This is a genomic window from Saccharospirillum sp. (assembly GCF_040881935.1).
In the GTDB taxonomy this organism is placed as follows: domain Bacteria; phylum Pseudomonadota; class Gammaproteobacteria; order Pseudomonadales; family Natronospirillaceae; genus Saccharospirillum.
Genome location: NZ_JBBECH010000018.1, coordinates 12,838 through 37,111, shown reverse-complemented (window position 1 = coordinate 37,111; position 24,274 = coordinate 12,838). Strand labels below are relative to the sequence as shown.

Genomic DNA, 24,274 nt, shown 5'->3' with positions numbered 1-24,274 from the left:
GTCCGCAGCATGGATGCTGCGGTCTAGGCTCCATGGACGGATCTACGCCGACCCCACAGAGGTTCCCCAGGTGGCCGACGCGGACCAAAGGCACCTGACCGACCCAAATTACGAAACGTGAATAAGTACATTACTCACCCTCAGTGTCCCACTGAAAACACCATTTCACCATCACGCACGTCAGCCTCGATGGCATCACCGCTGCCAAAATCGCCGCGTAACAGGGATTGCGCCAGGCTGTTTTCCAGCTCCCGCTGAATCACCCGCTTGAGCGGACGCGCGCCGTATACCGGGTCGTACCCTGCGGCACAGATCTTGTCCATGGCCTTTTCGGTCAGGTGCAGTTTCATGCCCTGCTCGACAAGACGTTTGCGCAGTGAGGCCAGTTGAATGTCGGCAATACCACGCATCTGATTGCGCTGCAGCGGATGGAACACCACCACTTCGTCCACCCGGTTAATGAACTCGGGCCGGAAATGCTGACCGACCACATCCATTACCGACGATTTCATGGTTTCGTAATTCTCTTCACCCGCCAGCGTTTGAATGATGTCGCTGCCCAGGTTCGAGGTCATCACAATAACCGTGTTGCGAAAATCCACGGTACGACCCTGGCCGTCAGTCAGACGACCGTCGTCCAGCACCTGCAGCAGGATGTTGAACACATCACCGTGTGCTTTTTCCACTTCATCCAGCAGAATCACCGAATAGGGCCTGCGGCGCACCGCCTCGGTCAGGTAGCCGCCTTCCTCATAGCCGACATAGCCCGGAGGTGCCCCGATCAATCGGGCCACTGAGTGTTTCTCCATAAACTCCGACATGTCGATGCGAATCATCGCCTCTTCGGTATCGAACAGAAACTCCGCCAGCGCTTTACACAGCTCGGTTTTACCGACACCGGTCGGGCCTAAAAACAGGAAGGAGCCGTTCGGACGGTTCGGGTCCGACAACCCGGAACGAGAGCGCCGAATGGCGTTGGAGACCGCCACCAGGGCTTCCTGCTGCCCAACCACCCGGTGGTGCAGATCGTCCTCCATGCGCAGCAGCTTCTCGCGCTCGCCTTCCAACATTTTATCGACCGGTATGCCAGTCCAACGGGAAATGACGTTGGCGATGGTCTCGTCGGTCACCTTGTTGTGCAGCAACTGCATGTCCATCATTTCCGCCTGGCTGGCCATGTCGAGCTGTTTTTCCAGTTCAGGAATACGGCCATATTGCAGTTCGGACATCCGCGCCAGGTCGCCGCTGCGGCGAGCCGTTTCCAGTTCGATGCGGGTCTGCTCCAACTGCTCTTTCACATGTTGGGTGCCCTGCACCGCCGCCTTTTCCGTGTTCCAAATCTCTTCCAGATCGGCGTATTCCCGCTCCAGTTGTTCAATGGTCTGTTCCAACTGCTTCAGGGTTTTACGGGTCAGCTTGTCGTCGTCTTTTTTCAGAGCCTCGGCTTCGATTTTCAACTGAATCAGCCGACGCTCCAATTTATCCATACTCTCTGGCTTGGAATCGATTTCCATGCGAATACGGCTGGCCGCTTCATCGATCAGATCGATGGCTTTGTCGGGCAATTGCCGGTCGGTAATGTAGCGCTGTGACAGTCGTGTTGCCGCGATGATCGCCGAATCGGTAATGGTGACCCCGTGGTGAACCTCGTAACGTTCCTTCAAACCGCGAAGAATGGCAATGCTGTCTTCTTCGTTCGGCTCGTTAACCTGCACCTTTTGAAAGCGACGTTCCAGCGCCCCGTCTTTTTCGATGTACTGACGGTACTCGTTCAGCGTAGTGGCACCCACGCAGTGCAATTCACCCCTGGCAAGAGCCGGCTTCAGCATATTGCCGGCATCCATAGCGCCTTCGCTCTTGCCGGCGCCGACCATGGTGTGCAGTTCATCGATAAACAGAATGATTTGACCTTCCTGCTTCGACAATTCGTTCAGTACCGCTTTCAACCGCTCTTCAAACTCGCCCCGGTATTTGGCACCGGCTAAAAGCGACCCGAGGTCCAGCGACAGAACGCGTTTGTTTTTCAGCGTCTCCGGCACTTCGCCATTCACAATACGCTGCGCCAGCCCTTCGACAATGGCGGTCTTGCCCACCCCCGGCTCCCCGATCAGCACCGGGTTATTCTTGCGACGGCGTTGCAGAACCTGAATGGTGCGGCGTATTTCATCGTCTCGACCGATCACCGGATCCAGCTTTCCCGCTTCGGCCTGAGTGGTCAGATCAACGGTGTATTTTTCCAGCGCCTGGCGGCTCTCTTCGGCTTCCTGGCTGGTCACGGCTTCGCCGCCGCGTACCTGGTCGATGGCGGCTTCCAGTTTCTCTGAGGTCACGCCAGACTCGCGCAGCACCGTGGCAATGCGGCTGCGATCCTGCGCCATGGCCAGAATCACCAGTTCGCTGGCGATGTATTGATCATGACGCTTCTGGGATAGTTTGTCGGCAAAATTCATCACCCGGCCCAGGTCGTTGGACATGTGGACTTCGCCATCGTGATTCTGAATGTGTGGCAAACTATCCAGATAAGTGGCCAACCCGGTTTTCAGTTTAGCGACATCCGCGCCGGCGTTGCGCAACAGCGGTGCGATGGCCGACCCGTTCTGCTCGAGCAAGGCCACCAGCAAGTGTGCCGGTTCAATGAAATTATGATCTCGGCCCAGGGCAACGGACTGGGCATCCGATAAGGCAACCTGCAATTTGCTGGTCAGTCGGTCGATACGCATGAGGCAACCTCAATAATCTGTTCAAGTTAGTAGGAAAATAGGGGCTAAGCGATTAATAACAAGCGCTTGAATTTTGAACAGTTGACCCGGATCAGTTTTTATTAAAATTTAGGAGCTCGGGGCAATTGAGTGGCATTACCCGCATCGGCCACCGGGAAAATCCGCATCGGTGCGTCGCCAGATCACATTGACCATACGCCCCGTGGTGCCATCACGCCGGTAGGAATAGTAATGCTCGGCATCGGTAAAGGTGCAGACCTTGGTGCGGTAAACGGCGGGCACACCCGCCTCCTGCAACCAGAACTCCGCCAGTTGTGGCAAATCGGCCAGCCATTTACCCGGCGAACCGGCCGGTTTGAAGCAGCGACTGGCGCCAGGCCAGTTAGAGAAAGCGTCAATCACATCCATACCCACTTCAAACGCGCCGGGGCCAATGGCAGGGCCGAGGCCGCAGCGCACCCGGTTCGGGTCGCTGAATTGCTGCAATGTCTCGGCCAGTATGCCGGCGGCCAGCCCCCGCCATCCGGCATGAGCGATGGCCACCTGAGCGCCATCATCCTGCCAGAAAAAAACCGGCAAACAGTCTGCGGTCATGACAGCGGCCGCAATGCCTGGCTGGGATACTGTGGCTGCGTCCGCTTCAGCGCCAACTGTGGCGGTTTCTGCGGCGACCACCTGGGTCCCGTGAACCTGGGAGAGCCAGCAGATGCGTTCGCAACCAGCCATCCCGGCTAACAGGTCGGCCCGGTTCGCCTCCACTGCGGCGGGTGCATCGCCGACATGATGGGCCTGGTTATTGTTGTTGAAGGGTGCCTCGCTGTGGCCCCCTTCGCGTGTTGTCCAGCCCAGCCCTACCGCTTTGGGCACCGGCCACAAAGGCCTTTCCATGGTCATAAATCGTCGTCATCCACCTCACCTTCGTTGTCCGTCTCCAGCAGTGCCAGCAGGTCGATCAGGTCGTCGGGCGTATCGGCCTGCCAGGCCATCCGCTCGCCGGTACGAGGGTGAATCAATTCAAGTTGTGCGGCATGCAACGCCTGACGCTCAAACTGGCGCAAGGCTTCGGATACCGCCCGTGTTACGCCCTTCGGAAGGCGCTTGCGACCGGCATACACCGGGTCACCGACCAAAGGATAGCCGATGTGCGCCATATGCACCCGAATCTGATGGGTACGACCGGTTTCCAGCTTACAGCGAATGAAGGTGTGGTTACGGAACCGGTCCGTAACCCGGTAATGCGTTGTGGCCTCTTTGCCCGTTGGTGTAACGGCCATTTTGGTGCGGGCGGTGGCATGGCGGCCGATAGGCTCATCGACCCGGCCACCGCCGGTCATAATGCCGGTAACCAGCGCCTCGTATTCCCGGCCCATACTACGATCCTGTAACTGGCCAACCAGGCTGGTATGCGCCGCCAAGGTCCGTGCCACCACCATAAGCCCGGTGGTGTCTTTATCGATGCGGTGCACAATGCCGGCGCGAGGCACAGATTTCAGTTCCGGATAGCGGTACAGCAGACCATTCAGCATGGTCCCGCCGGGTGTACCCGCACCCGGGTGCACAACCAGACCCGCCGGTTTGTTGATGACGATAATGTCGTCGTCTTCATACACCACATCAAGGTCAATCGGTTCGGCGTCCCAGCGCTCTTCATCGACCAGGACGGCTTTTAAAGAGAGGGTTTCACCACCGATCAGTTTATCGCGGGGTTTACGCACCTGACCATTTACCAGGACTTGACCTTCTTTGATCCATTGCTGAATCCGCGAGCGGGAATACTCACTGAACAGGCTGGCTGCGATCTGATCGAGCCGCTTCTGGCCCATCTCAAGCGGTACTGTTTTGCTGTCTTCCAGCGTCTGGGGGGAATCGGTCATTGGAGCCCTTGCGTGCCTGTGGTTACAATAGCCGTCTATTGTACTTCAAGGGCCGGACCCAAAGCATGTTTCACCGTCATTCAGCATTAATCAATTGGCCAGCACTGGTTACCCTGCTCACCCTCACCCTCACGCTGGGTGGCTGCAGCCTGTTTCAAACAAACAATCAGGAATCTGAACAGGCGCTCTACGAGCGAGCCTCCGGGCATCTCGAGAACCGCAATTACACTTTGGCCATCGATACGCTGGAACAGCTGGAGAGCCGCTTCCCCTTCGGACGATATGCCAAACAGCTGCAGCTGGATCTAATGTACGCCCGCTACATGAGCAATGACCACGCTCAGTCCCTGCTCGATGCAGACCGATTCACCCGCCTGAACCCGGACCACCCCAGTGTCGACTACGCCTGGTATCTCAGAGGCATGAGCTACTACCGAATGTATGAACAGAACTCGGGCATCACGGGTCGGGGGGATCTCGCTCAGCGTTCGCAGGCACAGGGTGAAAGTGCCTTTGAGGCGCTCAACCGTTACTTGCAGCGCTTTCCGGACAGTGACTACCGGGAAGACGCAATCGATACCATGATCATTCTGAAAGATTCTCTGGCCCGTCACGAGTTGATTGTGGCCGACTACTACATGCGACGCGATGCCTGGGTCTCAGCGGCTGAACGGGCTCAGGTGGTGCGCCAGCACTATCCGGGCGTCAGTGCCCAGGGCGATGCGCTGGTGGTGCTGATTGAATCCTACGATCAACTCGGCTTACCACAGGACAGAGCGCAGGCACTGGAAGCACTGCAGCGTGATTACCCGGAACATGCCACCCTGGCCAGTGGCGACTATGAATCGCCCTATCGGCAGCAGGACCGCTGGTGGCTGAAAATACTGACGTTGGGGTTTCTGAGCTAAACGGCCAGCCAGTTTCTTGAACTCAAGTTTCGGAGTTCAGTTTTGACCTGTAGCCAGGAATCCGTGTCAGGCACCGGGTATACCTATCTGGGGTCGGCGTTAACCCATCCATGGGGCCTAGACTTCGGCATCCATGCCTCAGACTTCCCCAGATAGGTATACCCGGCACCTGACACTCAGTTGGGTGGGCAAAACTCCGAAACTTGAGTTTGAAGCTGAGACACCGCTCCAGGGCGCTATCGCCCGGGCTTCCAACCATGAGTTAGCGGATAACGCCGGTCGGTACCGAAACCGCGCCGGGTCACCCGTACACCTTCCGGAGCTTGCTGGCGTTTGTATTCATTGCGGTCAATCAGCCTGATTACCCGCTCGGTTTCTTCTGCGTCAAAGCCAGCACCGACGATGGTATTCAGGCTTTCATCCCGTTCGACGTAGCGCTCAATAATGGCATCTAGCGTGTCATAGGAGGGGAGACTGTCCTCATCTTTCTGATCCGGAGCCAGCTCGGCCGAGGGTGGCCGGGTGATCACCCGCTCCGGTATCACCCGGCTCCGGGCGTTACGCCAGTTCGACAGCTTGTACACCCACGTCTTGGGCACGTCTTTCAGGGCATTGAAGCCACCGCACATATCGCCGTATAAGGTAGCGTAACCAACGGCCATCTCGCTCTTGTTGCCGGTCGTCAGCACCATGGCACCCAGTTTGTTGGACAGCGCCATCAGAAAGAGACCTCGCATGCGTGACTGCATGTTTTGTTCGGTGGTGTCGACCGACCGCCTTTCGAACAGCGGGCTAACGGTTTCCAGAGCCGCTTCATAGGCAGTGCCGATGGGCAATACATCGTAACGGATGCCCAGCAGATCAGCCTCGGCCCGGGCATCTTCCAGGCTCATTTCTGCGGTATAGGTATAGGGCATCATTACCGCATGCACTCTATCCTTACCCAGAGCATCAACCGCAATGGCCGCACTCAGGGCGGAATCGATACCGCCCGACAAGCCCAGTATCACCCCGGGGAAACCATTGCGATTAACGTAGTCCGCCAGGCCCATCTTGAGCGCTTCATAAAGAGTCTCTTCAACATCCAGCGCCGGGGCTTTGGACGGTTGGGCTACCTGCCAGCCGTGCTGGGTCTGGTGCAGATCAACGCAGGTCAACGCCGGTTCAAACTCCGGTAACATAACCGCTATTTCACCGTCGCTCTGGGCAATAAAAGAGCCACCGTCAAAAACCAGTTCATCCTGTCCACCCAGATGATTCACATAAATCGTCATCGCATTGAAGGCTTTGGAGACCCGGGCGACCTGAGCGTGGCGCTCGGGCAAACGCCCGATATGGTAGGGGCTGCCATTGATGTTGATGTTGATCTCGGCACCCGCTTCGGCTGCTCTGCGTGCCGGGCCGTCGTACCAGATGTCTTCGCAGATGGTCAGCGCCAGCCGCGCACCCTTGTAATCAAACACGCAGGTTTCGGTGCCTTTGGTAAAATAGCGTTTCTCGTCGAAGACCTGATAATTGGGCAGGTGCTGTTTGCGGTAATCGGCAATCACCTCACCCCGGTCGATCAGTATGGCTTTGTTGTACAGGGCACCCTGTTCACGCTCGGGGTAGCCAACCACGATGCCAATAGGCAAGGCGGCGGCTTTCAGCGCTTCGAGCGCATCGCTGATTCGCAGGCCCAGGCTCGGTCGTAACAGCAAATCTTCAGGAGGGTAACCGGCCAGCGTCAGCTCGGGAAACACAGCCAGGTCGGCCCCCTGGTCGATGGCTGCCTGCGCTCTTTCCAGCACTTTTTGAGTATTGCCGGGAATGTCGCCGACCGGAAACCGATCCTGAACCAGGGCCACACGCAACGTCATTACCTTCTCCACCGATGACTAAAGCCCGCTATTGTCCGGTTTTCCCCGGAGCAGAACAAGTCACGCTGACTGGGTGTTGTTTTCACTGCCACAAGGGTGTTTATACTGAGCCACCCAAACGGGCCCGCCAAACAGGGTCTCTGCGACAGGACACGCAACCCAGATGATTTTCTCGCCCCAGTACCCAAGCTATCGCCGCCAGCAGATCCTGTTTTATTACGGCATCTACCGGTTGATGCTGGCCAGTGCCCTCAGCGTGCTGGCGCTGATGCCACTGGAAACCATGTTGGCGCTGCCCCGGCTAAGCGCCGACTCCTTTTTGTATGCCGCCCTGGCCTATGTGATCATCTGCATCATTGGCCTGGTGGTGACCGTGAGCGGCCAGATGGGCAGCATACCAACGGTGGTGCTGCTGCTGACTGATATCCTGATGCAATCACTGATACTTCATTACCTGGGCGGTGTCGAGACCGGTTTTGGCAATCTGATGATCGTCAGCGTCGCTATTGGCAGTCTGTTATTGCGGTTTCAGCACAGCATGCTGGTCGCGGCCATGGCGGCATCCGGCGCGGTCTATACCGAAATGTTTTCGGTCAATACGCTGGGCGGGGATAACCTGCTTCAAGCAGCGCTGTTAGGCGTTGCCTTCTTTGCGGTGACACTGCTGCTGCAATATTTGATCTCACGGGTCCGCTCAACCGAACAACTGGCCCGGGCCCAGGCCGACACCATTCTCGATTTGCGCCACCTGAACGAACTGATCGTGCAGCGCATGCGCACCGGCATCATCGTCACCACCTGGGAAGGCTCCATCCGGCTGATGAATCACGCCGCCCGGGAACAGCTGGGCCTTGAGCAACCTACCTTCTGGCTCCCCCGGGACATGCAAAAACGGATGGATACCTGGCAGCAGGAACCTGGCAAACGGACCGAACCTCTGCAGATGGGCAAAGACCGCCCTCTGGTGCAATTGAATTTTGCCCCCCTGCAAGACAGCCCCAAATGCGACCTGATTATCTTTGTCGAAGATACCGTGCGGGTACAGCAACAGGCGCAGCACCTGAAGCTCGCCTCTCTGGGTCGGCTGACCGCCTCCATCGCCCACGAAATTCGCAACCCTCTGGGCGCGATCAGCCATGCCGCCCAACTGCTGGCGGAAAACCCCGCCCTGGATGAGGCCGATCAGCGCCTGCTCAGCATCGTGCGCAACCACAGCAACCGGATCAACACCATCATCAACGACATTATGGATATGTCGCGTCAGCCCACTGTCCAGCTGGAGCCGGTCATATTGCGCGACTTTCTCGATACCTGCATCGCCGAATACCGCCAGGGGCAGGCAAAGCCGAATGATATCCAGGTTAGGGGAGACCCGGCCTCGTGGGTACGGATTGACCCCAAACGCATGATGCAGGTGGTGATCAACCTGGTTGATAACGGGCTGCGCTACAGTGAACTCAGAACCGGCGCACGGAAGGTCACCATTCGGTTTGGTACACTGGCAGATACTGGGCAGTCGTATATGGATATCAGAGACTACGGTCCGGGCATTGATAAAGACCAGATCAACCATTTATTCGAACCGTTTTACACCACCGATGCCTCCGGCAGCGGTCTTGGCTTATACATCGCCAAGGAGCTGTCCGAAGCCAACCGGGCCCGGCTATTCTATACCGGCGATAGCAACGGTGGCTGCTTTCGCATCCTTTTCGCGCACACTGCTTTACAGGAGTAAACACCACCATGGCCAATCAACGCGTCCTGATTGTCGATGATGAACCCGACATTCGCGAACTGCTTGAACTGACCCTGATGCGTATGGGGCTGGATACCCTGAGCGTACCAGACCTCAAATCCGCCATTAAACAGATCGGCCAGCAAACCTACGATCTCTGCCTGACCGACATGCGCCTGCCCGATGGCAATGGCATGGAACTGGTCAGGCACATACAGCAGCAGCGCCCGGATACCCCGGTAGCGATGATTACCGCCCATGGCAATATGGAACTGGCCATCGAATCGCTCAAGGCCGGCGCCTTCGATTTTATCTCCAAGCCGGTCGACATTGAAAAACTGCGCGCCCTGGTAAACCAGGCGCTGAAAATCAGCACTACCACGAATCAGACCTCACCCGGTAAAGCGGTTCCCACCATGGTCGGTGATTCGGAAGCGATGACCAGTCTGCAGAGCAAGATCCGCAAGCTGGCACGCAGCCAGGCACCGGTATTTATTCAGGGCGAGTCGGGCACCGGCAAAGAGCTGGTCGCACGCCAGATCCATGCGCTTGGGCCACGCGCAGAAGGCCCCTTTGTGCCGGTCAACTGTGGCGCCATTCCCAGTGAACTGATGGAAAGCGAATTTTTCGGGCACAAAAAAGGGGCCTTTACCGGTGCCACGGAAGACAAAGCCGGTTTTTTTCAGGCGGCCCACAACGGCACCCTGTTTCTCGATGAAGTCGCGGACCTGCCGCTGGCCATGCAGGTGAAACTGCTGCGCTCGATTCAGGAGAAAAAAGTCCGGGTCATCGGTAGCCAGCAGGAAGTGAGTGTTGACGTGCGCATTCTCAGTGCCACCCACAAAAACCTGGACGTTCTGGTCGCCTCCGGCGACTTTCGCCAGGACCTGTTTTACCGGATAAACGTGATCAATCTGCCGGTTCCGGCGCTGCGCGACCGCAGTAGCGACATACCCCTGCTGTGCCAGCGCATTTTAATCCGCATTGCTGAATCCTATGAACTGGCACCGGCCCGGCTGGACAAGGCGGCGGAGCAGGCGCTGATGCACTACACCTTCCCGGGCAACGTGCGTGAACTCGAAAACATTCTGGAGCGCGCCTACACCCTGTGCGAAGACGACCGCATCGGCCTGCGCGACCTGCAACTGGAACACACCCCGGCGCCTGGCAGCCCGACATCCGGCAATGGCAATGGCAATGGCAATGGCAGCAACGGACACTTTATCCGACCGAACAACATGAACCTGGACGATTATCTGACAGAAATTGAACGGGAAGTGGTCGAACAGGCGCTGGAGCAAACACGCTGGAACCGGACCGCGGCCGCCAAGACACTGGGCATTTCTTTCCGGGCATTGCGCTATCGGCTGAAGAAACTCGGGCTGGATTAGCCAAGTCGATCACAGCACCGAATCTTTTTTGCTAAACCCATCACAGAAAATTCGTTACTGACTTGTCGCAGCAGCGTCAACCTTTCAATCTAACGCAGCAAGGATGCCGATCAGATACCTGATCATCAGATAACATAGCACAGGGAAGGACTCCGACTTGATCATAAAACACCGCCACAACACCGGGATCACGGCCATAGAACTGCTGCTGGCTATCGCCATTACGGCGGTGTTAGCCAGTATGGCCGTACCCGGCTTTAGCGCGTTACTCGAAGCCCACCAGAGCCGCACTCAGCAATGGCGCTGGGCCGGGATACTCAAAACCGCCCGACACCAGGCCATTACACGCCAGCGCTGGGTCACCCTGTGCCCGGTTAAAGACACGCAGTGCGACACCGACCTGACCCGGCCATGGGTAGCCTTTTTCGACGATAACCGGGCTAACGCCATCGCCTCGACAACCGACATTATTGCACAGATGGCCATACCCGAAGGTACCCGGCTGGTTATGTACCAGGGTGTCGCAACCCTGCCTTACTTCCGGTATCGCGCCAGCGGGCTTTCCGGCAACCTCCGCAGCCTAACCGTCTGCCCGAATGGCAAGGCCGACGCTCTGTCGTTTCATTTTAGCAGCACCCACCTCGGCCACACCCGGTTTTTTGACGACACCAATGGCGACGGCCTCGTCGATCGCATTTACCAGGGCACACGGCAAAACATTGTCTGCTAAGGAGCCTCTAAACAACCGGTGTGTCAAACACCTGGCCTGCCAAACCGGCTGCTCTGATTAAAACGGTGTACAGGACCCGCCTGAATCATCTGCGTCCTCAAACCAGCAACGTTGCCCGGTGTGGGTTACGGTAAGGCGCCCGGTACCTGTCATCGGCCCCGCCGGTTTCGCCAGAATGGTATAGGCATTGGCGGTTAATGCAGACAAAGAAAGGCTGTAATAAGTGTCACTGCCATCGAAAGGACAGGTTGCTGCAAACACCCCGTTTGTGCCTACGCTTGCATCGGCATAACTGCCCTGGCCAGCACCGGTTTTATAACGTTCCATGGCGTTCGCCGCGGCCGTCATGGTGGCCTGGCAATCTGCACGCCGGCTCTTCTCTATCTGGTTCTGATAAGACGGAAACGCGATACTGGCAATAATGCCAATAATCGCCACAACGACCATCAACTCCAACAAGGTAATGCCACTGTGTTTCTTCATGGTAAATGCATGCATCTCTGAATCACCTATAAAACCCGTTCAATCAGGGAGGCGCTGAACACACCTCCCGGGAAACTACCCGTACACCGCTAGCGAGCAATAAGCTCCTGCCACCCCAACCTACCCGAGAAGGTCTGCAGCCCCTCTTCTATATTGATGGTCACAATGTCGCCCATTGAGGTATTGCCGTAACCGGTGGCGCCAACCGCAACAAAGTCAACCAGATAATCGCTTGAGAAGACACCGACGATGCCGGCATCGGCATCGTCTATAACACCGTCCTGATTCGCATCGAACACGGCATAGGTCGGCGACTTGCCGCTGGCAAGATCGGCCGCCATCACCCAGGACGCCCCGCCGTAATTACAGACGTCGGCATCCGGTATAATACTGGAGAAAAGAGCATAGTCGTCGCCAGTATTACGACTGGCGCGAATATCAACATAATCCAGAATGCGCTCACCGGTGCCGGGCATATCAAAGAAGAAGCCTTTTTCTTTCTTCCAGGGGTCGCCGCTATTGCCGATGGTACGCACCGGGAACCCGTCGGCATTGGTTTCTGTCGTCACCGTCGATTCCAGCAGGTTGTCCCGTGTCAGCGCCGCGCTTTGCGAGCCATCGTCCCAGACCGTATAGAAACTCTGCACGTCGGTGTTGTCGAGGTCCGCATTCTCGACCATACTGCCGGTCCCGAAAATCACCATCCGGTTAGGGGCGTTATTGGAATCGCTGATGGATGTGTGCCTGATCACCCGCGGCCGGGTTATGATCGGCTGTACGGCACCGGTGCTGCTTCTCGCTTCGAAAAAAGGCTCGGGTCCGTCGTAGGCATAATCCCACTCGGTTTCATCAAGATCCGACAAATCGAGCTTCCAGATATAGCCCCCGGCATCCGATGCATAAACGGCATCAATAACCTTGTCGGTGTCGGTATCGATCGTTGTAATACCATTGATGGCGCCGCCACGCCCGGTCGGGAATTTGTAAAAGGTATCGCCCAGCACAAAGCCGTGTGCCAGCACCCGCTCAACGAATACAACGTAAATGGCACCCTGCTCTGATTCACTGTTATAGCCATTTCCGTAAATCAGTGCCCATTCACCATTGTTCAGCATACCGATGGAAGGTCGTTCAAACATATAGCCCAGGTGAGTGTCGGTTGGGTCTGAATATTCGAACATGACCCGGTCGCTGACATTACCCGCGGTAAATTCCGCCGGGTCGGTGATATCCAGGGCATAAAAACCCTTGGCTCCGGTCCTGAACCCGCCAGATAGCAGTGTCCGCCACTCCTCCACCCCGTCTCTGTCAACGTAGACATCGGTGTAAGCCGGCTCCGCATCGACATAAAAACGGTGGGTATAATCAGGGTCCGTCAGGTAATGCAGGCCCTTGCCCACGTCGCTTGAGAACATAACCGATGGAATATAGGCAAAACGCTCCACACCGCCCCCGGTTCCGTTCGTGGCGTCGAACCCGTGCAGCATGCCGTCGTTGACACCCACATAGATCATCGGTGTGCGGTCACGCACCACGGTGTCACGAAAGTAGCTGTGCGACTCACCCAGCCCGTCGCCACCAAAAAAATTGTTTTCTATATAGTCAGGCCAGGCTATCGAGGTATCGGCCACGTAGGCTGGCGTGGAGCTGACCATATCGCCAAGCACCGCCGCCCGGTCACGAAACAGTGACCCCTCGTTGGAGCGGTCGCCCTTAAGGAACGCCAGCCGATCTTCACCCAGGCTATCAACCGTACCCGACGGGCTGGTATTCAAATCGTCCTGCTGCGCTGCGGTCAGGTTACCCCAGTCGAACAGGGTTGAATCGGTACCGTTGTAGGTCACGATATGCCGCGAGGTCCAGTCCTGGGCATCCAGCGTTTCCTGGGCTTGCCATGCGATGCCGGCATCCGGCGCCCCTGTTTTCGGGTTGAGGCGGGTGGCAATCAGATCTCCGGTCCAGTTGGTGGTGTTGAAAATTGTGTTGAATACCAGGCTGTCTGCATTCAGTGTTGCGCTGTTAAAGGTCAGGCCTGCCGCTGAGCCCTCAGCCGCGAGCATCTGGCGCAAGGCCGTCTGCAACTCGGTTTGCAGCCGTTCGGGTGTCGTGGCGTTATACATCTCACCCCGGCCGTTAACCGCGGTATGGTAAAGATCATCGATGGTGACACCCTTACCGTCGGCCGGGTTGGGCCAGGTTGGGTAAACGCTGTAGGCATCACGGACTTTTTCATAAGTACCGGATATCGACCCGTTGTTAAAGGATTGACCATACACATCACGGCCTTGCAATCCGAACGACACCGCGTAGGTGTTCATGTGCAGGTCGTCGTTGCAGTCAAGCCAGGGGTCGGGGGTGCCGTCAGTGCAGGCTTCGGCGACCGGTACGCGGCCACCTAACAAGGTATTGCCATCGACGCCAATGTCGCCATCGCGAAGTTTGCGATCGTAATAATACTGAGCGATATCTGCCAGTGTATTGGAATAGCCATCCGAATAGGGGGCACCCTTATCACCATCAACATTACCAGTATTACCGCTATAATTAGTGTAACCATCGGTGAACATTAACGTGTAATTTTTCTGACAGGCGTATTCAATAATATCTGAACTGTCACTGTCCAGCTGACTTCCAGCATGACGCAATGCATCACTGTTTGGCGTACCACCATTAGCAACATAATAGTAATTCTCCGAAAGAAAATCGGTTACGTCAGCCGGCACGTCAAGATCGAACATATCAATTTCACGGCGGTTGTTAATCCAGAACAGTCCGGTACGCACACCGCTGATACCTTGCAGGGCATAACCCAGGGCGCCGCGTGCAACCTGGTGACGTTTTCGATGGTAGCTGAACCAGTTGGCGAAATTCTGCAATTCGTCTTCATAGCTGCGGCCACTGGGGTAGTCGAGTCGGTCGGAGCGAATCTCTACCTGTTCGAGACAACTGCCGTCAGGCGCAAAGGCATCGACACCGCTAAACCAGCCGGGTTCGTCATGGAATTCATGGTAGACATCCGCCACCGGGCCATTGGCAAAATCGGAACACTGATAACCCGTTCCATTGTAGGTATAAGTGGACTCAGTATCTGCTACATAATAGGTGGCCGCCCAATAATCCAGGAGAGGTTCGTCCCCGTTACATAAGGTACCGTTGTCGTCACACCACATATCGTTCTCGAAATTAAACCCGGTTCGGTCACCCGTACCAAAACGGTCTCCTGCGGTGAGCGCCGTTAAATCAAGATGGCGCGAGGTCATATCACTGCCAATAACCGTTGGGTCCAGCCAGGCTTGCGCCGGGTCTATTTCTGGCCAGCTGACGCCGCCATAGGAAGGCCAGGGGCGGTAGGTAACCTCAGGGTTGTAATAGCTTCTGTTCCAGTCGGCGCTGCGCATAAAACCATAGGCCCGAAAAGGCGGCACAACGTAACCGGGGTATTGCGCCCCGCCATTGTACCGGTCGGCTTCGGTGCTACCCGTATTGGCATCACCAACAGGAAACAAATGAGAATAAGAACCGGATAAATAGCCACTGGTAACCGGCATCTTATTCTCAACGAAACCGTTGCCGGTGCTGTTGCCCCAGTAGTCGCTGTCCCAGTAGCCCAACCCTTCGGTCGCCCCGACCAGAAACAGTTCCAGATCCATCGAGCCGGAATCGTCCATCGACACCAGAATATTCGGCTTCGCCCGGATACCGTAGTTGACCGGGTAGTCTTCCAGTACAATCTGGGTGGCGAGTGTGCCGGCGCTGACGGTCAGTGTGGCAAATACCAGGGCAAGCCTGGTCTTGAAAGTACTCATGGCCCTAGCTCCTATTGGAAGGTCCGCGCGACGTAGGTTTCAACAACCCGCTCGGTGATCTTGTCGTTACCCAGCCCTCTGGCTACCACCCGGTAACCCATATTCTGGCCCACCGTGTCCAGCGACCCGCCGGTAACGATTTCACCGGTGTTTTCCTGTTCCGACATGCGCCCCATGTATTCAACAAAGTAGCGCGTGTCATAAACGACACCGTCTATGGTGACATCGGTACCGTGGCGTACCTGGTCAGATTCCCAGTCTACCGACCATGGAAGCGGCGCCTCATTTTGGTCGTAGGTGCCGTTGCCGGAAACAAAGAAGGCCCCGGAGTTGGGTAAACTCATGATAAAATTTTCAGCATCCCGCAGCCCGTGTTCAGCAATTTCCAGGGCGATGTTGCCCTGGCGAACCGACGAGGTCATTTGCTCCTGCAGGTTTACATTCTGCACCGTTGTTACCGCAACCAGGGTTAGCACAATCAGGAAGATCAGGGCGGTAATCAGCACCACACCCCGCTCACGGCGTGGCACCAACGGAGACTGAAACCGAACTGCTCTCATGGAAACTTGCTCCTTATCGTAGACACCGAACTAAATACCCGGCGCAAACGACCCTGATCTTCAGCTTCGGGCAAGGCATCACCACCATTCCAGATATAGGGAATACCCTCGTCCACTATGTTGGTGGCCGACGAGGCAATACGAATGCTCACCTCGACGCTTAGCACATCCCCGTAACTCAAGCCGTCGCTGGCTATGGTAGTGCCACTGACAAACTTATCGGCAACCCTGTCGCCAGTACTGTCGACCCCAAACATCAGTTGAAAATCTTCTACGTTATCAGCAAATACCGTGGTGCTATCACGCTCATTGCGATACATCAGGCGTTTTACACCGTTCTGCTCATTCAGGAAATAGCCACGATAGGTTGGCCGGAGAATCTGGCTGCCAATACCGTACTGCTTGCTCAGTTCTTTCTTCGCATTACCGGGTGTACCCGTAGTATTCCCCTGATTGTGAACCATGCTATTGCCTTTACTCCCGTTACCCGACTCCTGGAATCCTGTCACCTCAAATATATCGCCGGATTCGCAGTCATTCACAGTCAGCACGTCGCCCACTTCAATGCCTGAGTCATGCTCGACAAACAGGGCCGCCGACTCCGTGTTCATGGGTTTCGAGATCGACACCCCACCCGATGCCATAGAGCGAAGTTCAAGCACATCCGTCCCGGCGACAACCAAATATCCGTCTACCTCGGTAACTGCGTCCACGTTATCCTGAGCACTGATACCGCTGTCAGTACTGGGTTTGCTATGAATATCTACATCATAGAAGTCGCTATTTGTATTGAGCGTAGTGCTAATGCGGTCCAGGTCCCCCGCACACCCCCAGTAGCCGGCATTACGGATATCGCGAGCAACCAGATCGAGGGCAATACGACCGGTATCCTGCACCTCCACCAGTGCCTGGGTCAGCCGTGCCGACTCCTGATTGGAGGTAAAGACCTGAAATATGCCCAGACCCAGCAGCAGGCTGAGGGCCATGGCGATCATCAGTTCAACAACGGAAAAACCACGCTGCAAGGTCATATCATGGAGTCCTCAACCGGGTCTGGTACACGAAAGACTGCGCCTCATCTGCATTCTGGCCACCAAAGCCAATACCGGGATCGACCCAGTTAATGGTTATCTGAGCGACCGAAGCATTAGTTTCAATAACGGCACTGGCCTGGTCCAGTTCCATCAACCGGTCATACCAGCCAGCCAGGTCCGACCCGGCGCGCGTCTCTGGTGTGCAAGCCTCACTACAGGTTGCAGCCGGCGGAGGGTTGGCTTCATCCATTGTCACGCTATAGTGATCGTCCCGGAAGCCAATGGGGTTGGCCCTGATGCGCTCGGCCATGTCCGTCGCCAGAACCGTCACTCTGTTGTGGTCCAGGGCAACGTTGGCGGTACGCAGACCCAGCGCCTGAACACCCGCCACCCCGAGCAGGCCTACCGCGAGCACGACCACCGTCACCAGCACTTCGATCAACGAATAGCCCGACTGTTTAGACACAATGGGGTTCACACCGGTCAGGAACATGTGATATCTCCTGTCAGCCGTGCCTGCCCCGAGCCAAGCAGTGATAACGCCTTCCCCTTGCCCCGGTCGTCGCAGACACTGACGGACATGGTCGCGCTGTCCAGGGTTCGCCCGTCGGGCTGGAAACTGATGCGGTCCACGGCGGTTCCGCTCCCGTTCACTGCGGTTAGCGTTAATGTACCGGCCGGCAGCAGGAAGGTACGCACCTGGCGCTCGCCGGCATCCTGCACGCTATCCCGGTCGGCATCTACAAAGACCATGACGTGGCCTTCGTTATTGGTGGCCACAGGGGCAGGTTCCAGCATCAGCACAACACGGCGGTTACTGCGAACGGCCTCTGCCCGGGCCACCTGAAAAACGCCCAGCAGCTCGTTGCTGGCCGACGTTAACCGGTTATTCTTGACCAATAGCTGGTAATTGGGCACAGCGATGGCAACCAGAATAGCCAGCATGCCTATCCCGATCATCAGCTCGATCAATGTGACCCCTTTCTGACTGCTCATAGACGCATCCACCTATAGATGACAATCAGCTTAATCGGTTAACGCAACCACACCTGCCCAAACTGACAGACGGTTGGAGCGGAAGGACGAGTGGGCTACATTACCGGCAATTTGCCAACAGGTTCAAATTTTCGCAGGTCGTTATGCCGGTCGGTACGCCATGGGCGGCGGGCACAACATGGGTGGCGGGCACCACCAAGCTCAGGGCAGGTGTTTGATCCGCAATTCCCGGGGCATCGAGAAGGTGATGTTCTCCGGTATGCCATCCAGCTCCAGCGGTGCGGTGGCGCCCAGCGCTTTCAGCCCTGCCAGCACCTGGCTGACCAGTATTTCCGGGGCCGAGGCGCCGGCGGTCACGCCGATGGTGGTGGTGTGATCAAACCAGGCCGGATCAAGCTGGGAGGCGTCGTCGAGCAGGTAGGCGCGGCAGCCCATGCGCTCGGCCAGTTCACGCAGCCGGTTGCTGTTCGACGAGTTCGGAGAGCCCACGACCAGTACTACATCGCAATCCTGCGCCAGGGTCTTCACGGCATCCTGTCGGTTCTGGGTGGCGTAGCAGATATCGTTTTTGCGCGGCCCCTGAATGTGTGGAAAGCGGGTGCGCAGGGCGTCGATGATGCGGGCGGTATCGTCCATCGACAGGGTGGTTTGGGTGACATAGGCCAGACGGGTTTCGTCATGTACCTGTAGCTTGTCCACATCACGGTCGTCTTCCACCAGGTAAATGGCGCCGCCGTTGGACGTGTCGTACTGGCCCATTGTGCCTTCAACTTCCGGGTGACCCTTATGACCGATCAGGATGCATTCCATGCCGTCGGCGCTGTAGCGGGACACTTCCAGGTGCACCTTGGTAACCAGCGGGCAGGTGGCGTCGAACACCTTCAAGCCGCGCTGGTCAGCTTCCTGGCGCACCGCCTGGGAAACCCCGTGAGCGGAGAAGATCACCAGTTGATTGTCGGGCACTTCGTGCAGTTCATCGACAAAAACGGCACCGCGATTACGCAGATCATCAACCACAAACTTGTTGTGCACCACTTCATGGCGCACATAGAGCGGGGAGCCATAGAGCTCCAGCGCCCGGTTTACGATGTCTATGGCTCGGTCTACACCGGCACAGAAGCCGCGTGGGTTGGCCAGTTTAATGTCCATCGGTCGCCTCTTTTACCTCGATAATCTCGACGTCGAAATCCAGCGTTTTTCCCGCCAGAGGGTGGTTGAAATCGACTTCGACAAATTCATCGTCCAGTGTAGCAACGACGCCAGGTAGTTCATTCTTACCGGCGTCTTCAAACGACATTACCATACCCACCTCCAGGGGTTCAGACTGGGCAAAGCGATCGCGCTTGAATTGCTGAATGTTCTGCGGGTTGTGCTGGCCAAAGGCATCCTGCGGGGGTACCTGCACCTTGCGCCGGTCGCCCGCACTTAGCCCCATCAAGCACCGTTCAAACCCTTCCGGCAGATTACCATCACCAATGGTCAGGGTGGCCGGGCGGCGATCAAAGGTACTGTCGACCTGCTCGCCACTGTCCAGATGCAACGCGAAGTGCAAGGTGACGGTCGAGTTTTCCTGAATCTGCATGTTTCACTACCTGTTCGAAAAAGAGTATTACAACTCAAATGTCGGATTTGTTGAGGTCACAAGCGGTGGATGCCGGGTGTGCCCCTGTGGGGTAGTCCGCAGCAGGGATGCTGCGGCCTAAGCTCCATGGAGGGATCTACGCCGACCCCACAGGGGCACACCCGGTAGCCGCTGCGGACCCATGCCACCCAGGCAACCCGAACTCCGAAACTTGGGTTAAAGCTTTACGACTTACCGGAAGCCGCATTGCGCCGTGCCTGCAGCCAGAGCGCATCAATAATCATCATGATGGCCCCGGCGGTGATGGCGGCATCGGCAATGTTGAACGCCGGGAAATAGCTACCCTGCCAGTGAAAATGAACAAAATCGACCACATAGCCCAGCGTGAGCCGGTCATAGAGGTTGCCAAGGGCTCCGCCCAAAATCAGTGGCAATGTCACCGACAGCCAGCGCTCCTGCGGCTTTAACTGTAAAGTCCACACCAGCAATACGGCACTAACAGCCAGAGCGATGATGGTGAAGACCCAGCGCTGCCAGCCGCCTGCCGAGCTCAGAAAGCTGAAGGCCGCACCGCGGTTGTGCAGCAGGGTAAAATCGAGCACCGGCAAAATCTCGACCGGCCGACCATATTGCAGCATCTGGGTTGCCAGACTCTTGGTCCAGAGGTCCAGCGCCACCACCATAGCGGCGATCAGCAACCAGGCCGACTGTTTCATCCTTGCGTTCATTGCCATGCCCAGCCCTTACGCAAAGTGGCGCACTTCACCGTCGCCATCAATATTCTCGACACAACGGCCGCACAGCTCAGGGTGCTTGGCATGCGCTCCCACATCCGGGCGCTGATGCCAGCAGCGGCCACATTTTGGCTGCCCGGAAGCGGAAACACTGACTTTCAGCCCTTCCAGGTCTGTCTCATGGGCCGATTCCGGCGCCTCGGCCAGGTTAGCCAGGGTAACGGCACTGGTCAGGGTTACAAAGCGCAGTTCATCGCCGAGCGTGGTCAGCACCGATTTCAGGGCCTCGTCGCAATAGAGCGTCACTTCGGATTTGAGCGCACCGCCAACCCGGCCTTCTTTACGGGCCAGTTCCAGCACCTTGTTCACGCCTTCTTTCACGTCCTGAACTTCGGACCAGAAGGCCACGCCCATGGGCTCATCGTCATCCAGCGGCTGCAGGCCGTCATACCAGGTATGCTCGAACACCGAGACGCTGCGCTTGCCTGGAATGAACTGCCAGAGCTCATCGGCGGTAAAGCTCAGAATCGGGGCGATCCAGCGGACCAGGGCTTCCAGCACGTGGTACAGCGCCGTTTGGCAGCTGCGCCGGGCCAGCGAATCCGCCTGGGTGGTGTATTGGCGGTCTTTGATGATATCGAGATAAAACCCGCCCATGTCGAGCACACAGAAATGGTGGATCTTCTGGTACACCTGCACGAACTGGTAGTTGTCGTAAGCGTCGGAGATCTCCTGCTGCAACCGGTAGGCGCGGTCCACAGCCCAGCGGTCCAGCGCCAGCATGTCACCGTGGTGCACGCTGTGTGCAGCCGGGTCGAAGCCTTCCAGGTTGGAAATAAGAAAGCGGGCGGTGTTGCGGATACGACGATAGGCATCGGCCGAGCGGTTCAGAATGTCTTTCGACATCGCCATATCGCCGCTGTAGTCGGTCGAGGCTACCCACAAGCGCAGAATATCGGCCCCCAGAGAATTGAACACTTCCTGCGGTTCGATGCCATTGCCCAGCGACTTGGACATCTTGTAGCCCTTCTCATCAACGGTGAAGCCGTGAGTGAGCACTTGCTTGTAGGGCGCGCTGCCGTTCATCGCCACGGCGGTCTTCAGTGATGACTGAAACCAGCCACGATGCTGATCCGAGCCTTCCAAATACATATCGGCCGGGTACTGGCCGAGCTCTTCGCGCTTGCGCAACACGGTGTCGTGCGTCACGCCTGAATCAAACCAGACATCCAGTGTATCGGTCGCTTTTTCGTAGTTAACCGCATCGTCACCCAGCAGATCTGCCAGGTCCAGTTCCCACCAGGCGTCCATCCCTTCTTTTTCAACACGGGCGGCCACGGCTTCGATCAGGCGTGGCATTTCCGGGTGCAGCTCACCGGTTTCAATGTGGGTCACAAAGGCAATCGGCACCCCCCAGGTACGCTGACGCGAGATACACCAGTCGGGGCTTTGCTCGAACATCGCTTCAATGCGGTTCTGGCCCCAGCCCGGCACCCAGCGCACGCCCTTAATGGCGTCCATCGCTTTAGCGCGCAGGCCTTCTTTGTCCATGCTGATAAACCACTGCGGTGTCGCCCGGTAGATCAGTGGTGTTTTGGTGCGCCAGCAATGGGCGTAACTGTGACGGATTTTTTCTTCGTGCAGCAGCCGGCCTTTCTCTGTACAGACTTCCAGGATGTGCGGCTCGACCTTGTACACATGCTCACCGGCAAACAACTCGACATTGGGGCGGTACACGCCCTTGTCGTCCAGCGGGTTTATCGTCTCGATGCCGTATTTGCCGCAGACCACAAAGTCTTCCATACCGTGGTCGGGCGCGGTGTGAACACAGCCGGTACCGGCGTCGAGCGTAACGTGGTCGCCCAGCAGAATAGGGATATCCCGCTGATAGAAGGGGTGATCAAACACCAGGCCTTCGAGCGCTGAACCGGGTACTCGCGCCAGCACCTCAACGTCACCCAATTCAGCACGGGCGGTTACCGCTTCGAGCAGGCCTTCCGCCAGAATCAGCCGGGCCGGTTCGCCGTTAAATTCGGTTTGCACCAGTACATAGTCGAGTTCCGGACCCACCGAAATGGCCTGTGAGGCTGGTAAGGTCCAGGGGGTGGTTGTCCAGATGACGGCGGAGACTTCACCCTGGCCTGCTTTGGTGCCAAACGCTGTCAGCACCTGAGCTTCATCTTTGGCGGCGTAACGCACATCGATGCTGAACGAGGTTTTATCGTGGTATTCAACCTCGGCTTCGGCCAGCGCAGAACCACCCACCACACTCCAGTAAACCGGCTTGAAACCACGCACCAGATGGCCGCTCTCGGCGATCTTGCCCAGGGCTCGAATGATGTCGGCTTCGGTTTGATGGTCGAGCGTCAGGTAGGGCTTGTCCCAGCTGCCGAAAATGCCCATGCGGATAAATTCCTTGCGCTGACCGTCGATCTGGCCGAGCGCGAATTCGCGGCATTTGGCACGGAAGGTTTTGAAATCGACCTTGTCGCCAGCGCGGCCAATCATGGTCTCGACTTTGTGCTCAATCGGCAGGCCATGGCAGTCCCAGCCCGGCACATAGGGGGCATCGTAGCCGATGAAGTTCTTCGACTTGATGATGATGTCTTTGAGCATCTTGTTAACCGCGTGCCCAAGGTGCAGGTTGCCGTTCGCATACGGAGGGCCATCGTGCAAAATGAACTTGGGGCGACCCGCACTGGCTTCGCGAATTCGCTGGTAAATGCCGTTTTTTTCCCAGTGGGCCAGCATTTCCGGCTCACGCTTGGCCAGGTTACCGCGCATCGGGAAATCCGTATGCGGCAGGTTCAGAGTCGCTTTAAAGTCTGTCATGGAGCTCGATCACTTCCGTCTGATGGGGAAAACCAGGCGCGAGCGGCCTGGATATCTGCATGAATCTGGTTTTTAAGGGCGTCAAGCGTATCAAATCTTTCAATACCGCGCAGCCTGTGCAGCACCTGCACATCCAGCCGCTGACCGTAAAGATCCGGGCTTACGTCGAACAAATGCACTTCCAGCCAGTTTCGAAGGTCATTGACCGAAGGCTTGGGCCCGAGGTTTGCCACGCCAGGCACCCACTCATTATTGAGGCGCGCCTGAACAACATAAACCCCGGCCATGGCGAGTTTCGGGTGGGCCAGTAAGATATTGGCGGTCGGCACGCCCAGGGTTCGGCCCAGCTGACGGCCATAAATCACTCGTCCGCTCAGAGTGTAGGGCTCGCCCAGCATGGCCGCGGCTTGCGAAAGCTGGCCATCGCCCAACAAGCCACGAATGGCCGTACTGCTTACTCGGTGGCCGTTGATCCGCTGGGAGGGCATTTCGGCCACATCGAATTCGTACTGGCGCAAAAAAGCGGCATCACCTTTACGATCGTTCCCGAAACGGAAGTCATCACCCACCTGCACCCAGCGCGCCTGCAGGCCTTCAAGCAATACCTGCCCGACAAAATCAGCGGCTGACATAGAGCGCAAGCGTCGGTCAAACGGCAAGACCACCAGTTGCTCGACACCCAGCTCGCGAAAGCGACGCACCTTGTCAGTCAGCGACGACAACCGCGCCGGAGCGCCCTCGGGGTCGAAAAACTCGCGGGGCTGCGGTTCAAAGGTAACCACCGTAGACGTCAGGCCCCGTTGCTTTGCCTCGCGCAGCACCTCGGCGATCAGATGCTGATGCCCCAGATGCACGCCATCGAAACTGCCAATGGTAACGGCACTGGGCTGACCCAAGCGGTGCGGACTGCGGCTAATGTGCATAAAACGAACCAGGGAGAAAACAAGGCCGCGCAGTATACAAAAAACCGCCCCGCCCGTCTTTATAGTGCTCTTGAATAATTCCCCCTGCGAGTACCACGTAAAAGCAC

The 24,274-nt window shown here is 57.1% G+C and carries 19 protein-coding genes; 4 read left to right on the top strand and 15 right to left on the bottom strand.

What is annotated here, in order from left to right; all coding sequences use genetic code 11:
- Window positions 1-140: 140 nt before the first annotated feature.
- The 3 genes from clpB to rluD form a co-directional block, all read right to left on the bottom strand.
- Entirely contained in the window at window positions 141-2,720 is a 2,580-nt protein-coding gene (clpB, locus tag WEB54_RS02240) for an ATP-dependent chaperone ClpB (RefSeq protein ID WP_368053023.1), read from the bottom strand.
- 135 nt (window positions 2,721-2,855) lie between these two features.
- Window positions 2,856-3,614, bottom strand: coding sequence for a peptidoglycan editing factor PgeF (pgeF, locus tag WEB54_RS02235; RefSeq protein ID WP_368053022.1), 759 nt, complete (start codon window positions 3,612-3,614; stop codon window positions 2,856-2,858).
- Window positions 3,611-4,594, bottom strand: coding sequence for a 23S rRNA pseudouridine(1911/1915/1917) synthase RluD (gene rluD / locus WEB54_RS02230; RefSeq protein ID WP_368053021.1), 984 nt, complete (start codon window positions 4,592-4,594; stop codon window positions 3,611-3,613). Before rluD ends, pgeF begins: the two co-directional genes overlap by 4 nt.
- Window positions 4,595-4,659: 65 nt before the next feature.
- On the opposite strand from rluD, the gene WEB54_RS02225 reads away from it, so the two are divergent.
- Window positions 4,660-5,502 carry an outer membrane protein assembly factor BamD gene (locus WEB54_RS02225; protein WP_368053020.1) on the top strand — a complete coding sequence of 281 codons (843 nt, stop codon included), beginning with the start codon at window positions 4,660-4,662 and terminating at the stop codon, window positions 5,500-5,502.
- A 236-nt stretch (window positions 5,503-5,738) separates the two neighbouring features.
- On the opposite strand, the gene WEB54_RS02220 is transcribed toward WEB54_RS02225, so the two are convergent.
- Complete coding sequence (locus tag WEB54_RS02220) at window positions 5,739-7,361, bottom strand: NAD+ synthase (RefSeq protein WP_368053019.1); 1,623 nt, start codon at window positions 7,359-7,361, stop codon at window positions 5,739-5,741.
- 163 nt (window positions 7,362-7,524) lie between these two features.
- Between WEB54_RS02220 and WEB54_RS02215 the strand changes: the two genes are divergently transcribed.
- The 3 genes from WEB54_RS02215 to WEB54_RS02205 all read left to right on the top strand — a co-directional run bounded on the left by WEB54_RS02215 (window position 7,525) and on the right by WEB54_RS02205 (window position 11,217).
- Window positions 7,525-9,096, top strand: coding sequence for a PAS domain-containing sensor histidine kinase (locus WEB54_RS02215; protein ID WP_368053018.1), 1,572 nt, complete (start codon window positions 7,525-7,527; stop codon window positions 9,094-9,096).
- Between the two features lie 8 nt (window positions 9,097-9,104).
- Window positions 9,105-10,487 carry a sigma-54-dependent transcriptional regulator gene (locus WEB54_RS02210; protein WP_368053017.1) on the top strand — a complete coding sequence of 461 codons (1,383 nt, stop codon included), beginning with the start codon at window positions 9,105-9,107 and terminating at the stop codon, window positions 10,485-10,487.
- A 157-nt stretch (window positions 10,488-10,644) separates the two neighbouring features.
- A complete protein-coding gene (locus WEB54_RS02205) occupies window positions 10,645-11,217 on the top strand; it encodes a GspH/FimT family pseudopilin (protein WP_368053016.1) in 573 nt (190 codons plus the stop codon).
- A 57-nt stretch (window positions 11,218-11,274) separates the two neighbouring features.
- On the opposite strand, the gene WEB54_RS02200 is transcribed toward WEB54_RS02205, so the two are convergent.
- The 11 genes from WEB54_RS02200 to WEB54_RS02150 form a co-directional block, all read right to left on the bottom strand.
- Complete coding sequence (locus tag WEB54_RS02200; protein ID WP_368053015.1) at window positions 11,275-11,715, bottom strand: type IV pilin protein; 441 nt, start codon at window positions 11,713-11,715, stop codon at window positions 11,275-11,277.
- 74 nt (window positions 11,716-11,789) lie between these two features.
- Complete coding sequence (locus WEB54_RS02195) at window positions 11,790-15,506, bottom strand: pilus assembly protein (protein ID WP_368053014.1); 3,717 nt, start codon at window positions 15,504-15,506, stop codon at window positions 11,790-11,792.
- 11 nt (window positions 15,507-15,517) lie between these two features.
- On the bottom strand, window positions 15,518-16,066 hold the full coding sequence (locus tag WEB54_RS02190; protein WP_368053013.1) for a PilX N-terminal domain-containing pilus assembly protein: 549 nt from the start codon (window positions 16,064-16,066) through the stop codon (window positions 15,518-15,520).
- Window positions 16,063-17,097: a PilW family protein gene (locus tag WEB54_RS02185; protein ID WP_368053012.1), complete on the bottom strand. Its 1,035-nt coding sequence runs from the start codon at window positions 17,095-17,097 to the stop codon at window positions 16,063-16,065. Before WEB54_RS02185 ends, WEB54_RS02190 begins: the two co-directional genes overlap by 4 nt.
- A 1-nt stretch (window position 17,098) precedes the next feature.
- The gene (pilV, locus tag WEB54_RS02180; RefSeq protein ID WP_368053011.1) at window positions 17,099-17,593 is read right to left on the bottom strand and encodes a type IV pilus modification protein PilV; all 495 of its coding nucleotides are present in this window, start codon (window positions 17,591-17,593) and stop codon (window positions 17,099-17,101) included.
- Window positions 17,584-18,096: a GspH/FimT family pseudopilin gene (locus WEB54_RS02175; protein WP_368053010.1), complete on the bottom strand. Its 513-nt coding sequence runs from the start codon at window positions 18,094-18,096 to the stop codon at window positions 17,584-17,586. The genes pilV and WEB54_RS02175 overlap by 10 nt, the downstream gene beginning before the upstream one ends.
- A 201-nt stretch (window positions 18,097-18,297) precedes the next feature.
- A complete protein-coding gene (gene ispH, locus WEB54_RS02170) occupies window positions 18,298-19,245 on the bottom strand; it encodes a 4-hydroxy-3-methylbut-2-enyl diphosphate reductase (RefSeq protein ID WP_368053009.1) in 948 nt (315 codons plus the stop codon).
- Window positions 19,235-19,678 carry an FKBP-type peptidyl-prolyl cis-trans isomerase gene (gene fkpB / locus WEB54_RS02165; RefSeq protein ID WP_368053008.1) on the bottom strand — a complete coding sequence of 148 codons (444 nt, stop codon included), beginning with the start codon at window positions 19,676-19,678 and terminating at the stop codon, window positions 19,235-19,237. The genes ispH and fkpB overlap by 11 nt, the downstream gene beginning before the upstream one ends.
- A gap of 224 nt (window positions 19,679-19,902) precedes the next feature.
- Window positions 19,903-20,394: a signal peptidase II gene (gene lspA, locus WEB54_RS02160; protein ID WP_368053007.1), complete on the bottom strand. Its 492-nt coding sequence runs from the start codon at window positions 20,392-20,394 to the stop codon at window positions 19,903-19,905.
- A gap of 27 nt (window positions 20,395-20,421) precedes the next feature.
- Window positions 20,422-23,244, bottom strand: coding sequence for an isoleucine--tRNA ligase (ileS, locus tag WEB54_RS02155; protein WP_368053006.1), 2,823 nt, complete (start codon window positions 23,242-23,244; stop codon window positions 20,422-20,424).
- Entirely contained in the window at window positions 23,241-24,167 is a 927-nt protein-coding gene (locus WEB54_RS02150) for a bifunctional riboflavin kinase/FAD synthetase (RefSeq protein WP_368053005.1), read from the bottom strand. The genes ileS and WEB54_RS02150 overlap by 4 nt, the downstream gene beginning before the upstream one ends.
- Window positions 24,168-24,274: the final 107 nt, after the last annotated feature.

Excerpts from the sequence above, each read along its gene's own strand:
- clpB (WP_368053023.1), bottom strand. The coding sequence starts at position 2,720 with ATGCGTATCGACCGACTGACCAGCAAATTGCAGGTTGCCTTATCGGAT.
- pgeF (WP_368053022.1), bottom strand. The coding sequence starts at position 3,614 with ATGACCATGGAAAGGCCTTTGTGGCCGGTGCCCAAAGCGGTAGGGCTG.
- rluD (WP_368053021.1), bottom strand. The coding sequence starts at position 4,594 with ATGACCGATTCCCCCCAGACGCTGGAAGACAGCAAAACAGTACCGCTT.
- WEB54_RS02225 (WP_368053020.1), top strand. The coding sequence starts at position 4,660 with ATGTTTCACCGTCATTCAGCATTAATCAATTGGCCAGCACTGGTTACC.
- WEB54_RS02220 (WP_368053019.1), bottom strand. The coding sequence starts at position 7,361 with ATGACGTTGCGTGTGGCCCTGGTTCAGGATCGGTTTCCGGTCGGCGAC.
- WEB54_RS02215 (WP_368053018.1), top strand. The coding sequence starts at position 7,525 with ATGATTTTCTCGCCCCAGTACCCAAGCTATCGCCGCCAGCAGATCCTG.
- WEB54_RS02210 (WP_368053017.1), top strand. The coding sequence starts at position 9,105 with ATGGCCAATCAACGCGTCCTGATTGTCGATGATGAACCCGACATTCGC.
- WEB54_RS02200 (WP_368053015.1), bottom strand. The coding sequence starts at position 11,715 with ATGCATGCATTTACCATGAAGAAACACAGTGGCATTACCTTGTTGGAG.
- WEB54_RS02195 (WP_368053014.1), bottom strand. The coding sequence starts at position 15,506 with ATGAGTACTTTCAAGACCAGGCTTGCCCTGGTATTTGCCACACTGACC.
- WEB54_RS02190 (WP_368053013.1), bottom strand. The coding sequence starts at position 16,066 with ATGAGAGCAGTTCGGTTTCAGTCTCCGTTGGTGCCACGCCGTGAGCGG.
- WEB54_RS02185 (WP_368053012.1), bottom strand. The coding sequence starts at position 17,097 with ATGACCTTGCAGCGTGGTTTTTCCGTTGTTGAACTGATGATCGCCATG.
- pilV (WP_368053011.1), bottom strand. The coding sequence starts at position 17,593 with ATGTTCCTGACCGGTGTGAACCCCATTGTGTCTAAACAGTCGGGCTAT.
- WEB54_RS02175 (WP_368053010.1), bottom strand. The coding sequence starts at position 18,096 with ATGAGCAGTCAGAAAGGGGTCACATTGATCGAGCTGATGATCGGGATA.
- ispH (WP_368053009.1), bottom strand. The coding sequence starts at position 19,245 with ATGGACATTAAACTGGCCAACCCACGCGGCTTCTGTGCCGGTGTAGAC.
- fkpB (WP_368053008.1), bottom strand. The coding sequence starts at position 19,678 with ATGCAGATTCAGGAAAACTCGACCGTCACCTTGCACTTCGCGTTGCAT.
- lspA (WP_368053007.1), bottom strand. The coding sequence starts at position 20,394 with ATGAAACAGTCGGCCTGGTTGCTGATCGCCGCTATGGTGGTGGCGCTG.
- ileS (WP_368053006.1), bottom strand. The coding sequence starts at position 23,244 with ATGACAGACTTTAAAGCGACTCTGAACCTGCCGCATACGGATTTCCCG.
- WEB54_RS02150 (WP_368053005.1), bottom strand. The coding sequence starts at position 24,167 with ATGCACATTAGCCGCAGTCCGCACCGCTTGGGTCAGCCCAGTGCCGTT.